15 protein-coding genes are annotated in these 12092 nt (G+C 64.6%); all 15 read right to left on the bottom strand.

Going from position 1 to position 12092, the window contains the following annotated elements:
* Positions 1-102 precede the first annotated feature (102 nt).
* The 15 genes from ACODSU_RS04020 to ACODSU_RS03950 all read right to left on the bottom strand — a co-directional run bounded on the left by ACODSU_RS04020 (position 103) and on the right by ACODSU_RS03950 (position 12086).
* A complete protein-coding gene (locus ACODSU_RS04020; protein ID WP_488840288.1) occupies positions 103-864 on the bottom strand; it encodes a phage tail tube protein in 762 nt (253 codons plus the stop codon).
* Between the two features lie 26 nt (positions 865-890).
* A complete protein-coding gene (locus ACODSU_RS04015) occupies positions 891-1310 on the bottom strand; it encodes a hypothetical protein (protein ID WP_488840287.1) in 420 nt (139 codons plus the stop codon).
* A gap of 5 nt (positions 1311-1315) precedes the next feature.
* The gene (locus ACODSU_RS04010; protein WP_488840285.1) at positions 1316-1624 is read right to left on the bottom strand and encodes a head-tail joining protein; all 309 of its coding nucleotides are present in this window, start codon (positions 1622-1624) and stop codon (positions 1316-1318) included.
* 16 nt (positions 1625-1640) lie between these two features.
* On the bottom strand, positions 1641-1973 hold the full coding sequence (locus ACODSU_RS04005; protein ID WP_488840283.1) for a DUF2190 family protein: 333 nt from the start codon (positions 1971-1973) through the stop codon (positions 1641-1643).
* Between the two features lie 64 nt (positions 1974-2037).
* Positions 2038-4179, bottom strand: coding sequence for a ClpP-like prohead protease/major capsid protein fusion protein (locus ACODSU_RS04000; RefSeq protein WP_488840282.1), 2142 nt, complete (start codon positions 4177-4179; stop codon positions 2038-2040).
* Between the two features lie 115 nt (positions 4180-4294).
* Positions 4295-5866: a phage portal protein gene (locus ACODSU_RS03995; protein ID WP_488840280.1), complete on the bottom strand. Its 1572-nt coding sequence runs from the start codon at positions 5864-5866 to the stop codon at positions 4295-4297.
* 21 nt (positions 5867-5887) lie between these two features.
* The gene (locus ACODSU_RS03990) at positions 5888-6115 is read right to left on the bottom strand and encodes a DUF6148 family protein (RefSeq protein ID WP_488840278.1); all 228 of its coding nucleotides are present in this window, start codon (positions 6113-6115) and stop codon (positions 5888-5890) included.
* Positions 6116-6205: 90 nt separating this feature from the next.
* Positions 6206-6589, bottom strand: coding sequence for a Mor transcription activator family protein (locus ACODSU_RS03985; protein WP_488840276.1), 384 nt, complete (start codon positions 6587-6589; stop codon positions 6206-6208).
* Positions 6586-8661, bottom strand: coding sequence for a phage terminase large subunit family protein (locus ACODSU_RS03980; protein ID WP_488840274.1), 2076 nt, complete (start codon positions 8659-8661; stop codon positions 6586-6588). The genes ACODSU_RS03985 and ACODSU_RS03980 overlap by 4 nt, the downstream gene beginning before the upstream one ends.
* On the bottom strand, positions 8658-9209 hold the full coding sequence (locus ACODSU_RS03975; RefSeq protein ID WP_488840272.1) for a hypothetical protein: 552 nt from the start codon (positions 9207-9209) through the stop codon (positions 8658-8660). Before ACODSU_RS03975 ends, ACODSU_RS03980 begins: the two co-directional genes overlap by 4 nt.
* 133 nt (positions 9210-9342) lie before the next feature.
* On the bottom strand, positions 9343-9615 hold the full coding sequence (locus ACODSU_RS03970) for a hypothetical protein (protein WP_488840270.1): 273 nt from the start codon (positions 9613-9615) through the stop codon (positions 9343-9345).
* Positions 9612-10127, bottom strand: coding sequence for a hypothetical protein (locus ACODSU_RS03965; protein WP_488840268.1), 516 nt, complete (start codon positions 10125-10127; stop codon positions 9612-9614). The genes ACODSU_RS03970 and ACODSU_RS03965 overlap by 4 nt, the downstream gene beginning before the upstream one ends.
* Positions 10127-11083 carry a helix-turn-helix domain-containing protein gene (locus ACODSU_RS03960; protein ID WP_488840266.1) on the bottom strand — a complete coding sequence of 319 codons (957 nt, stop codon included), beginning with the start codon at positions 11081-11083 and terminating at the stop codon, positions 10127-10129. Before ACODSU_RS03960 ends, ACODSU_RS03965 begins: the two co-directional genes overlap by 1 nt.
* Positions 11080-11907, bottom strand: coding sequence for a hypothetical protein (locus tag ACODSU_RS03955; RefSeq protein ID WP_488840264.1), 828 nt, complete (start codon positions 11905-11907; stop codon positions 11080-11082). The genes ACODSU_RS03960 and ACODSU_RS03955 overlap by 4 nt, the downstream gene beginning before the upstream one ends.
* Positions 11898-12086 carry a hypothetical protein gene (locus ACODSU_RS03950; RefSeq protein WP_488840262.1) on the bottom strand — a complete coding sequence of 63 codons (189 nt, stop codon included), beginning with the start codon at positions 12084-12086 and terminating at the stop codon, positions 11898-11900. Before ACODSU_RS03950 ends, ACODSU_RS03955 begins: the two co-directional genes overlap by 10 nt.
* Positions 12087-12092: the final 6 nt, after the last annotated feature.

Below are 12092 nucleotides of genomic sequence, written 5' to 3'. Positions count from 1 at the left end.
CGGCTTCAACTGCCGCCGTTTCCACAACAAAGTGGGAGGGCGGCACTTGGAGGCGCACGGCGCGCTGGGCGCCGTTGGAGGGGATGAGGCGGCGCTGGCCCGTCAGGCCATGCTCACCTTGTAGTAGCGGCTGATGCCGGTGCCAGACTTGGTGGGGTCGATGAGGATGGAGCCCTCAACGTCCAGCGCGCCGAAGCCCTTGTTGATGAGGGCCAGGTTTTTCGTGATGCCCTGGCTGGCGCGGAAAATGTCCACCACCACAGGCTTGCCGCCATCGGCTTCATTGAGGCCGCCAAACGTGAGCGACAGCTCGACCGACTTGGTGGTCATGGCCTCGATGACAGCATAGGCACCGTAGCTGTAGCTGACCCACAGCTTGTCTGCGTCGGCAAGGTCTGCAGCGCCGGGCAGGATGTACACACCCTCGGGGCGCACTTCGTAATTGCCCGCCATGGTGACGGGCGTCGCCGCGCCGGATGTGGCGCCCTCTTTGATGGTGACGGCCGTGGGCTGGATGTGTGCCAGCCGGATCAGGCCGCCCAAGGTGGCGGTGTGCGCCTCGTCTGTGACTGTGCCCGCCGTGGTAGCCGATGCAGTGCCGAAGATGGCGCGCGACATGTTGACCACGTTCAGGTCGGCCAGCTTTGCGGTGAGTTTGGCCTCGGTGATGCGGCGCACTTCGGCATGGGTTCCACCGCCCAGGGCGGTCATGTCGTCTTGCTTTTGCACGTCCTCGGTGTGCTCGACCCCCAGCTCCAGCACGTTGCCAATGGGCAGCGGCAGCGCGGCAGAGCCGTAGACTTTGGCGTAGACCTGGCCCACCGTCATGGAGGGCTTGTAGATTTGCTTGATGACTTCGGACATGGTGTTCATCCTGTGGTGGTTGTGTTTCAGGTGCCGGTTTTGGCGCCGTGGTAGACAGCGCTGGTGGCAAAGGTGAGTTCGTAGGCGACAACGCCCGTTTCAGAAAACTCGGGCGGGCGCACCAGCTGCAGCGACAGGCGCCGCCAGTGCGTGCCGCCTTGGCTGCCGGGAGTCCAGTTGTGCAGGCTGCCAATGACAGCGGCCAGCGCATCCTCCAGCTCTACCCCAGCAGTGGGCCCACGCTTGACAGCCAACGTGACGGCATAGACAGGGTCCAGCGTCACGCCCACGGTTTCGCTGTCTTGCGCCTGGGCGCCGACGCAGCGCACATCGGCAGCAGGCAGCCCCGTGCGGTCTGCGTCCACGTCCTCAGAACGCACCTGCCAGCCTGCCAGCGGCGCCAGGGCCAGCAGGCGGGTTTTGATGGGGGCGATGAGGGCAAACACGGCGATCAGCCCTTGGGGTACACAGACAGACTGACCCAGCCGCCCGCATCGGGCTGCACCGGGCCGGTGACAACGTGCACCACGCCATCAATGACCAGCTCGCTACCCTCGCGCACGCCTGGGGTGTTGGCCACGCAGTACCCCACCGACAGCGCAGCCACATCGACCGCCTGGCCGTAAGGCTCGGACGCAGTGCGGTCGAACAGCACGCCGAAGGGTGCGCCCCCCTGGTACGTCGCCGTGGCGTTGGCCAGGCGGCGCTGCACCGCGCTGTTGACGCGGGCTTCGAGGGTGGCGAAGGGGTTCAGGGACATGGCGCAGCGCTGCCGGTCAGGCGTTGATGCTGACTTCGACCGTGGTGGCTCCAGAGCCCGCAGCCTTGGCCGCATAGCCCGCCAGGGTGTTGCCGCTGGCGGTGGTGGTCAGGCGCTTGTTGGTGTTGTCCCAGTACAGCGCAGCGCCCTGTGCGGGCGTGTCTGTACTGAGCTTGGCAATCGTGAACACGCCACGGACGCGGACGGAGCCGGTTGCGCCGTTGGCGATGTTGGCGAGCGCCACACCCACTTTGGTGCCGATGGGCACCATGGCGCCGCTTGCCAGCGCCGCGCCCGTGGTGTTGGTGTAGTCCAGCACATCGCCGGACATGAGGTAGTTGCCTGCCATGATGGTTTCCTTGGGTCAGGGTTAAGAGGTCGGGCCGGGTGTGGCTTGCTGCGCTGGCGGCGTATCAGGCGCCAGCGTTGGTGACGGCGCCGCGATAGTCGGTACCGGCCACGCCGAAATCGAGGCGTACCTTCCAACGGGCGCCATCCGTGGTGAAGGCTTCTTCCATTTCGATGTAAGGCATGTCGATGCCATCGAGGAAGGCCACCTCCATCACCGGCGCCTGCACGGGGTCGGCAAAGAGGTACCAGCGGGTGCCAGACAAACGCGGCGAACCCACGATGTCGCGCACCATGCCGGCGGCGATGTTGGCGCGCTGCAGCTTGTTGGCGGCGTCAGGGTCGAAGGTGGAGTTGTTGACCACCTTGGCCTGGCCCACGATGCCGTCCGGGCCCAGCCACACATCGGCCGAGATCTCCAGAAAGTCATTACCGCCCACGTCCTTCTGGGCACGCATCAGTACGCGAGCCGCTTCAAACGATGTGACGGTGGGCGCGGCGGCGGTGCCAGCGATGTTGCCGTGGTCTGCGTGGAACAGCGTTTTTCCGTCATTCAGCAACGGACCCAGGCCGCTATTGGACAGCAGCGACGAATACACACCCGCCTCGATGGTTCGCTTGGCAGCACGCCCTAGGCTGGAAGCCAGGCCAGTAAATGCACCCAGATCATCATCAATGATCATCTCGCGGCTGATGTTGATGATGTTGCCTTTGGTACCGGCCTTGATGGTGCCCTTTTCACCATCGGGGATCACCTTGTTGCGGTACTCGCCCAGCTCGTTTTTATCCTCCAGATTGGAGAGGCTTCCCACGCGGTAGCGGTTGTGCTCACGGAAGTCGCCAACCGAGCCGCGGGCGCAAAAGCGGGTCCAGGTGTCAGCCTGCAGGGTGTACGCACCTTGCAGGGTTTTGTGCAGCACGTTCTCCAGCAGGATGGGGAAGTCGCTGCGCGAGGTGGTGAAGGCTGCGGCCACCAGGGCGCGCTGGTCCATGCCTTCGGTGCGCACACCAGCGCGCACCAGGCAGGCCTCGGCAATGGCTAGCAGCTTGCGGCCGCGCAGAGGGTTGGCACCTTCGGCACGCACAGGGCCGCTCTTGTCCAGCGCGATGTTGCCGCGCGCCAGTACGGCCTGCACACCGGCGGCCACGAACTTGTCGCGCTCGTCTTCCACCGTGCGCACGTCGCCACCGGCGGCAGGCTGCATAGTCTTGCCCACGTGGGCCAGCAGGCGCAGGCCTGCAGCCTCGGGCGTGACGGTGTGATCGTCTTCGCATTGGCGAAGGATGGCTTGCACGCCATCGACACTCAGGTGCGGTTCGAAGGCAGCGCGAATGCCTTCACGGCGGGCCTTGTCTGCGGCCAGGATGGCAGCAGCGTCAGGCACCATGGTGGCGGCTGCAGCAGGTGCTGCGGGAGCTGCAGGGGTGGCGCTTCCGCCACCGGCCGCAACAGCGCCAGCAGCACCGACGGCGGCCAGCAGCAGGTGGGAACGGAATTTCGTCATGGAATCCTCATCAGCGGAAGGTGCAGCAGCAGCTGCGGGAGTACCCGCTACCTGCAGCGATGCAGGCAGCGAGCGGAAACGGGACAAAGGCAAGTCGCGCGCGGCGCTGGCGGCCACGGGCACGGGGTCGGTCACGGCGTCGATAAACTTGGCGTCCAGCGCCTCGGCGGCGGTGTAGTAGTGGTCCTTGCCATCGGTCAGCAGGGCCAGCATGGCGGGCTGGTCGCCCGTGCGGGCGGCGTAGCTGGTGGACATGGCGGCGGCCCAGGTGTCGAGCTGGTCGGCCAGCTCACGCAGCTCGGCGGCGTTGCCTGCACCATAAGTCCAAGGCGCGTGAATCATGAGCATGGCGTTTTCCGCCATGTGCACTTTGTCGCCCGCCATGGCGATGAGGCTGGCGATGGAGAAGGCGATGCCATCCACCTCGACTGTGATGGTGGCGGGATGGCGGCGCATGGCGTTGTAGATGGCCAGACCATCGGGCACGCTGCCGCCAAGGCTGTTGATGCGAACCTTGATTTCAGGCTCATCAATTGCGTTCAGGTCTTTGATGAACTGAACTGCGCTGACGGTTTCTTCATACCAGCTCTCGCCGATGTCGCCATAGATCCAGATTTCAGGCACCGCCGGCACGCCCGTGGCCGCTGCAGCGACTGCGGTGCGGCGGCGGATGGCATACCAGGTGGGTGTGGTTTGAGTCATGGACACTGCCTTTAGTCGGTCGGTTGGTGCGCACTGCGCGCACGTCTCGAATAAGGTCAGTGTCTTGATTCGCCTGTCTCATTTACAGGGGGAAAATGAGACAATTTTCAGGAGCCTAGTTTTGAGCGGAAGCGTTGCCCGACGCGGGTTCTGGCGGGTTTGATGCATCGACCTGGGCGGCGTTGCTGTCTCCTCCTGCCCCCTTCATGTACCGCGCATCGCTGGTGAACTGCAGGCCCATGCTGTCGTTGGCGGTGCGCCACTCCACAATCTGCTGGCGCACGTCGCGGGGGTTGCCGCCGGCGGCGCGGATGGCCTGCTGCTCGCTGGCGAAGCCTGCCTGGGTACGCTTCTCCCACGCCATCACTTCCTTGAGCGGGTCAATCCACGGCATGGACTGGCCAAGGTACAGCGCATCGGCTGCGCGGTCCTCTGGCACATCCCACGGGCGCTTGACCACGCCCGACAGATGGGCCACCTGCACGAAGCGCTTGTAGTCGGGTTGCTTCCACATGCACACGAACTCGTCGGCCAGCACGGCATAGTGCATCCACTGCTCTACCAGCTCTTGCCGCTGGGCGCTGTAGGTGCCGTCGTAGTTGCGGCTGACGCTGGAGTAGCCCGCACCGATGCCCGCCGCAAACGCCTTGAGCTGGCCCGCACGCCAGCCGACCAGGTTGGGATTGGGCCGGTCGGACTTGACCATGCCGATTTCTTCGCCCACCAGCAGGTCATCAAACACCATGCCGGGCGACATGCGAATGTCGCGCGGGAGGATGTTGCCGCGTTCGTCCTTGCGGTCATCTGGGATAGATGCTGGGTCGAAACCTTCGGGGCTGGTGCGCTTGACGTAGGCCGTCATGGACGCTGCGATCTTGGCGGCAATGCGCTCGGACTCTTCATAGTCCTTGAGGTCTTCGATGCGAGTGAGCACGCTGGCGAACTCGGACACACCCCGGAACTGATGCAGGCGATCGAGCGTGGCGATGTGCATCATCCGGTCGGCAGGCACAGCCTTGATATCTTGCGGCGACAGCCAATTGGCGCCCATGTTGTCGCGTGGGTCGGACTTGTACACAAAGTAGTTGAGCGCTTGCCCCCAGGCATTGGCCTGAATGCCCTGCTTGATGCGGTTGGCCGGGTCGCTGTAGTCAAGCGGCACAAAGTCGGGCTCAAAAAGCTCGATGGAGTAAGGCACTGCGGTGTAGTGCTTGAGGCCAGGCACTTCGCCGTACACCTGCTGCCCAAAGCCCTCGCCATCACGGAACCACGTGTAGGCCATGATGCGTTGCGCCATGCTGTCGCTGAATTTGCGGGTGACCTCGGGCTTTTCGCAGTGGCGCTTGTAGGCGTCGGCCAGCTGCTCCGCATAGGCGGTATGGATGGTGCCGTCCAGGCGGCGCGGCTGGGGATCCACACCGATGCCGGTGGCACCTATGGTGCTGTTGACCAGCACGCGCAGGGCACCCCGGAAGATGTCGTGGTTGCGCTCCAGGTCGCGGGCAATGGCGCGGAGCGAGGCCGCGTCACGCTGCACGATGTCATTGGGCGCCCGGTTGCTGCGGCGCTTGTTGCGAAAGGGGCTGGGGGCCGTGGCCTCATACCGGTTGAGCACCTTGCGGGCGTGGGCACGGCGCAACCGCTCGGATGGGTCGGTGAGGTACACCCAGAAGTCGAAGGCGTTCATGGTGGAGGCTCCGGGGCGCGGTCAGTTGCAGTCGTTGAAGCTGGCCACGGCGTAACCGCCAAGGCCGCCACGGCGGCCAGCAGGCTGCGCCTCGGCGCGGGCCTTGGCCTCCCACTCCTGTCGGCCTTTGCGGATTGCGTCCAGATCCTCCATCGTGACCCTGCGGCCATTGAAGCTGACGTCCTTGCCCGCAAGGATGGCGGTTTCGGCGGCCAGGTAGGCCGCGATCATGTCGGTGGCTGTGCTCATGGCGGGCCAGCCTACGCGCCCGCCTGTCTCATTTACAGGGGGAAAAGGAGACTATTTGCACGTCAGCGCACTTCCATGGCCTTCAATGGACTACGGCGCAGCTGGACTGCTGACACCAATGCTGGGCGCCCCCGGGTTGCCGCCCTTCCCCCTGGGCCGGGCACCTCCGACGATGCGGTACAGGTGCGCACGGCTGATGCCATGGCGCTGCATCACATCCTTGGCATTGACGCCATTGAAGTCGCGCAGGATGGCCGCATTGCGCTCGCTTTTGTCGGGCGCCGGAATCCACAGCTCTTGCCCGCCATGCCGCTCGCGCAGCCCGCGCACTATCTCCTGCGCGTGAATGGTGGCCAGCGTTTCGTTGAGGCCGATGCGCTGGCGAATGATCTCCACGAAGTCGTGCTCCAGCTGGATAGCTGCGTCTTCGGTCTGGGCGGTGGTGTGGTGGGTCATGGTGGGCATGCTGGTCATAGGCGGGCGCTCCATTCATCGGAGGCGACGACTGGGCGGCGTTGGGCTGGTCTGGCTGGTTGAACTGGCTTGGCTTGCGGCTGTGAATTGCTATTTTTTTTATAGCTATCGGCAATTTCTGCTTCTGCGCTCTGAGCGGTTTTCACTTCAATTTGCGCTGGCTGGCTGAACAGATCAGGGTTCAATGGCGCGTACTTCTGCTCTCTGCGCTCCCAACTTGGTTCACGGAAAGTCTGGATGCCGAGGTGGCAGGCCATGGCGTAGGCGTACACAAAGCAGTCGCCCGCCTCTTCGCGATGACCCGGGGGTGTGATCCAGCGCATGCTGGGCTTGCCCTGCACGGTGACGGGCATGAGGCGGGCGGCGGTCATCTGCTCGAACTCGTCAGTGCCCACCAGCGCCTTGGGCACATGCACGTAGCCCGGGCCGGCCTGGGTAAGGCGCATGCGGCCATAGATCAGATGCTTGGCCGTGTCGGTACCGATGGGCCACAGCTTGACGCCGTTGGTGATGGTGCGGCCGCGCCAGTTGATGTCGATGTTGCTGGGCTTGCCGATGATGGGCTTGCCGTACTGGCTGGCACCCTTGAGCGCGAGCACCTTGGCGTGGGCATGGGCGCGGCAGTAGCTGTACACGGCGTGGGTGTTGTGGCCACCGGTGTCGATACCAGTGGCCTCGATGAGCATCTGAGCGCCGCTGACGGCGTGGATGATGGGCGTGCTGCGGATCTCGGTGAGCCGCGTCCATGGGCTGCCCTCGGCGCCTTCGTCCAGGTTGGGATCGCCGTAAATGATGTGGCGGGCGACCAGCCAGCTTTCTTCACCCCGCCCCCAGGCCCACACGCGGGCCTCCAAGCGATCAGGCTGGGTATCTACCCCCATGGTGAGCATCAGGCCGCCGCGCGGCACGGTGCCGAAGTCGTAGTCTTCAGCACGGGCGGCCAGGGCGCGACTGTCTGCGCCGGTGCCAACCTCTTCCCACGTTTCAGCCAGGGATGAGTTGAGGAACTTTTTGAGCGGGGCGCTGTTGCCCGCCAACTTGGCCTTTTGGGCGCCATCCCATTCCTCGACCAGGCTGGCCCAGCTGCGCCAGCCCAGAGGGCTGTACAGCTTGTTGAGCCAGAAGCCAGCGCGCTTGCCCTGACCAGCCCCGGGCGCCTGGGGCACCCAGACGCCGTTGGCCAGCATGCCGTCTTTGGCGCGCTCCTCGATCGCGCCGCCGCAGTGGCGGCAGATATACACGGCTGTCTCTGGCCTGGGCTCGCCGCTCGGGGTCTTGAGCCACTTGATGCCCCAGTCGGTCTTTGCTCCCCACAGCAGGATTTGAGTTTCGCTGCAGTGCGGGCAGGGAACGAAATACTGGCGCTGGTCGCTGGCCAGGTATTCGCTCTCGATGATGCTGGTGCCCTTGATGTTGCAGGTGCTGGCGATGATGAGTTTGCGCCGGGCAAAGTTGCTCATGCGCTCTTCCAGCAGACCGAGGGGCGGCCCTTCGTTGTCCACGTCGGCGGGCCACTTGTCCACCTCGTCGGCAACAGCAAAGCCCAGCGGCTTGGACGCTAGGCTGGCGGCGCTGTTGGCACCCGCAAAAAACACTGTGAAGCCGCCCTGAATGCTGCGGCTGCGCCAGCTGGTGGACTCGTCACGGCTTTTGCGCACCGCCACCTTACCGTGCATGGCAGGGGTCTGCATGATGGTGGGCAGGAAGCGCTGGCTGCTGTGGTCCTGGGCGTCCTGCAGTGTGGGCTGCACCATCATCATGTCTTGCGGGTCGGTGTGGATCCGCTGCATGACGGAGTTGTAGAGCACTTCGGACTTGCCGAGCTGCGTGGCAAACCACAGCACCACGCGCTCATACGGCATGTGGCTGCTGGCGCACTGCATGGGCTCCACCAGGTAGGGAGTGCGTTCGTTGCGCCACGGGCCACGCTCGGGGCCCTTGGCGATGTGCCGGTACTGAGCGGCCCATTCAGCCGTGTCGATGCGAGGCGGAGGCGCCAGGAACCGCGCGCGCACACGCGCCATCAACTCCGCAAACAGCAGATCGGCGTCGGGCACGTCACGCGCGGTCAATCGAAGGCCCCTTCGGCGTTCTTCGCCTGCTCTGCTGTGCCGGCCAGATTGGCCAGGGCCTGGTGCAGCTCGGCGTCCAGCATGGTCTGGATGGCTGCGGGGTCGGTCTCCCCAGCGATCAGCGGGGCAATGCGGGCAGGGATCTGCAGCAAGGCATCGCGCGTGGTGGCATAGTCGGTGGCCAGCTGGCGCTCCACCACGGCCACGTTGATCATCTCGCGCCGCATCTTGGCCTCGTTCATCTCGGCCATGTTGGCTTCAGAGATTTTTTCGCGGGTGCGGGCGGCTTTGAAGTCTTCGTCCTCCTCGTCGTCATCAGGCAGCGGCGGGAAGGTGCGCGGGTCTGGGCGGCTGCGAGGTGGTGCTGCTGGCGCAGCCGATGGGGCGGGAGCTGACTCGCGGGTTTCCTTGCGGGCGGCCACGCTCAGGTTCTCATCGCGCCAGGCGCGCGCGGCCTCAACGCTGTGCACCGGCATGCCCTGCCCCTTGAGCTTGCTGACAGCCTGCTTTGACAAACCGAGTGCCTTGGCCAGCTCGCTCTGCCTCATTTTTTGTCCACCTCCAATAGTCCACCGTCCACCGTCCACCCTTTCCAAAACCCCTGCACTAGCGCGACCACGGGGTGCGAATTACCCGCACTTAGGATGCCCAAAGAGGACCCTGCGATTTTTGACACCGACGTCAACCGATCAGGGTCCGACCGACTTGGGCAATCTGCCCGAGATCACCACCCGTCTTGCGAAGTTCGTGGGCCACCTTTGCCAACGACACCTCTGCGCTTAAGGTGTTGGCAATTGAGTCAGCCGCCTTGGACATGGCAGTGAGATCAGTAGCGCTTATCTCCTTGCGCGCCAGAGCTAGCAGCGATTGACCAATGACCCGACGCACATCGCCAATGGTCTCTACCTTCTGCATGTCTTGCAAGGATGTGAGTGTGTTGTCCGATGCCTTCATGAATGATCTCCGTTTGCGTTGCTGGAAATGGCTGCACGTATCTGCCGCGACAGCCGGTGGAACTGAATAACTTCACGCTTCATTTCGATGACCCGCGCGTCTATGGCGTCACGCGGGAAGCCTGCATAGCCGAGCTGCTCGACTACGTACGAATCAGGCAGCTTCTGCTTTCGAGCGGCACTTCTTGACCGCTCACGATCTGGGTCAGCGGCATATCGCCTAGCAGCCTTAGCCCGATTCCTCATGACATACCGGAATCGCTGCACATGCGCGTCATGCAGCGCCGCCAGCGTCTCACGCTCCTCACGCCTGGCCTTCTGCTCAGCCCGCTTTGCCGCAATGGCTGCATGATCGCGCGGCTGCGCCCCTGCTTGCCTGCGGTACCTGGCCTTCAGTTGCTTGCGCAACTCACGCGAACGCTGCAGCCAGTTTTGGTACTCAGGCGTCTGGCGATACGCAGCCATGCGCTCGCGGGCTTTGCGATTCAACTCATCGCGGGATTGGCCAGCCATCACGCCACCTTCCTCAGCTGATGCCACGGGCCAGGGCCGGCCGCATCGAACACGCGCTGGCGGTACGCGCGGTTGTGGGCACGCAGCTCGTCATCAGTCCACGCATTGCCCAAGCCCGACGTGGCGTACACGACGCCGACCCGCTCGCCCATGGCCTTGACGCCTTCGAGCGACTGCCACCAGTCCGCTGCAAGCGCAGGCATCGGCAGCTGGTCAAGCCACTGCTCCCCCGACAGCCAGCCGCTTGCACGAGGCACGTACCGCCCACCCTCCTGCTGCCACCGTTCGGTGGCCGCCCATGCCACCACTGCGGCAACGATCCGCGCCTGCAGTGATGGGCTTGGCAGCAGCTTCGCCCACTGCCGACGGGCTGCTTTCTCTCGCTCCTTGCGTGGGTACACCTGCCAGAACGCATCGAAGCCATCACCATCCCCACCCCGCCCTGCATCCGGTTGCCCGGTATCGGGTTGCTTTGCATCGCGCTCGCACGCGCCCCCCGCGACGGCGGGGGGATGGGGGGGTATTTCTGACGGTTCTTGACGGTTCTTGGGTATTAGTGTCCGCGTGGCGGACTGGTTTAGTCCGCGTGGCGGACTGGTTGGGTCCGCGTGGCGGACGGGTCCGCGAGGCGTACCGGTTCGCGTGGCGTACTGGTTAGGCGGGTTGTCCACAGCCTGCGCTGCATCATCGGCCTGCGCCGAGAACTTCCCGGGCTCCACCCAGTACGTGGTCTTGCGACCATTCGAGCGGCTGGCTCGCACCGCGCCCCTCGACTCCAGCCACGCGATGGCCTCGATCACCGCCGTCCGCCCGTAACAAGTCCGCTCGCACAGCTTGTCAATGGTCGGCCAGCAGTAGCCCTCATCGTTGGCCATGTCTGCCAGCGACACCAGCACCGCCTTCGCGGGTGGGCGCATCTGCAGCGGCCAGCACAGGGCCATGATGCGTGTGCTCATACGCCCGCAGCCTCCCGAATGCGGAAGCGCACACGCTTGTCCAGATAGTTCTGCAGATCGCTCTCTCGGGCGATGGCATCCATGCTGATGCGCGGCTGATAGCTCGGCGTGCGCACGAACATCAGCACCGGCCGCAGCTCCACGTCGTGCGTACCCTTGGCAGCCCAGATGCCTGGCGCCAGATGACTGCCCCGCACGCGCCCACGACTCACGAAGAAGCGCACACCCAGCGTGGTCTTGTAGACCTTCTTGGTGGCGATGTTGCCAATGCCCTGCTGGTTGCGCAGCCTGGCTTTGCGCTTGTCCGACATGTTGGCCTTGAAGCCCTGCTCACTGAACGCCTGCAGGTACGACAGCAGCTGCTGCACAAACGCGCCGCGCAGGTTGCCCTTGCCGTCATCACTTCCCGGGTAAGGCTGCTTTGGGATGGCAGTCTGGTATCCGTTGGGCAAGATGCCAGCGCGGCGCAATGCCGACTCGCTGCGCTTGTCCGCCCGCCGCCCGCCAAACTCCTGGGCCTGGAGCACCTTCTGCGGGTCTACACCCACCTTGCCGCCCTTGCTGGGCGCATTGGTGGTACTCAGCGTGGGGGCCACCGACACACTCAGCTTTTCAGCCGTGGCAGGGAACACCTTGGGCGACCGCTCAATCCACGGCGTGACACCCACAAACGACCCGCGCAGGGTCTTTTGCATCTCGCGCCGCACCTGAAACCCCGCATCGTTCAACGCCTTGGCATATGCCGCCCGAGCACTGGGGCCGCTCAGCTTGGCCAGCTGCTCTTGCACAGCCTCCTGATTGCGCAGCACCACGCTCAGCTGCATGGCGCCCCCTGCACATCAGCACCGGCCAGGGCAACGTGATACGGCCAGCCAGCCAAATTGCAATCCACCACCGCGCCAGCAGCGCGGCACCGCCGCACCACATGGCGACAGGCGTGATACCCCCAGCCGGTGATCTCCACAATCTCCACCAGCCGCAGCGGCCCGTGCTGCAGCAGCATGCGAAG

The sequence above is a fragment of the Acidovorax sp. FG48 genome, from assembly GCF_057809085.1.
The sequence above is the reverse complement of the archived record's forward strand: the minus strand, read 5'-3'. Positions and strand labels throughout refer to the sequence as shown.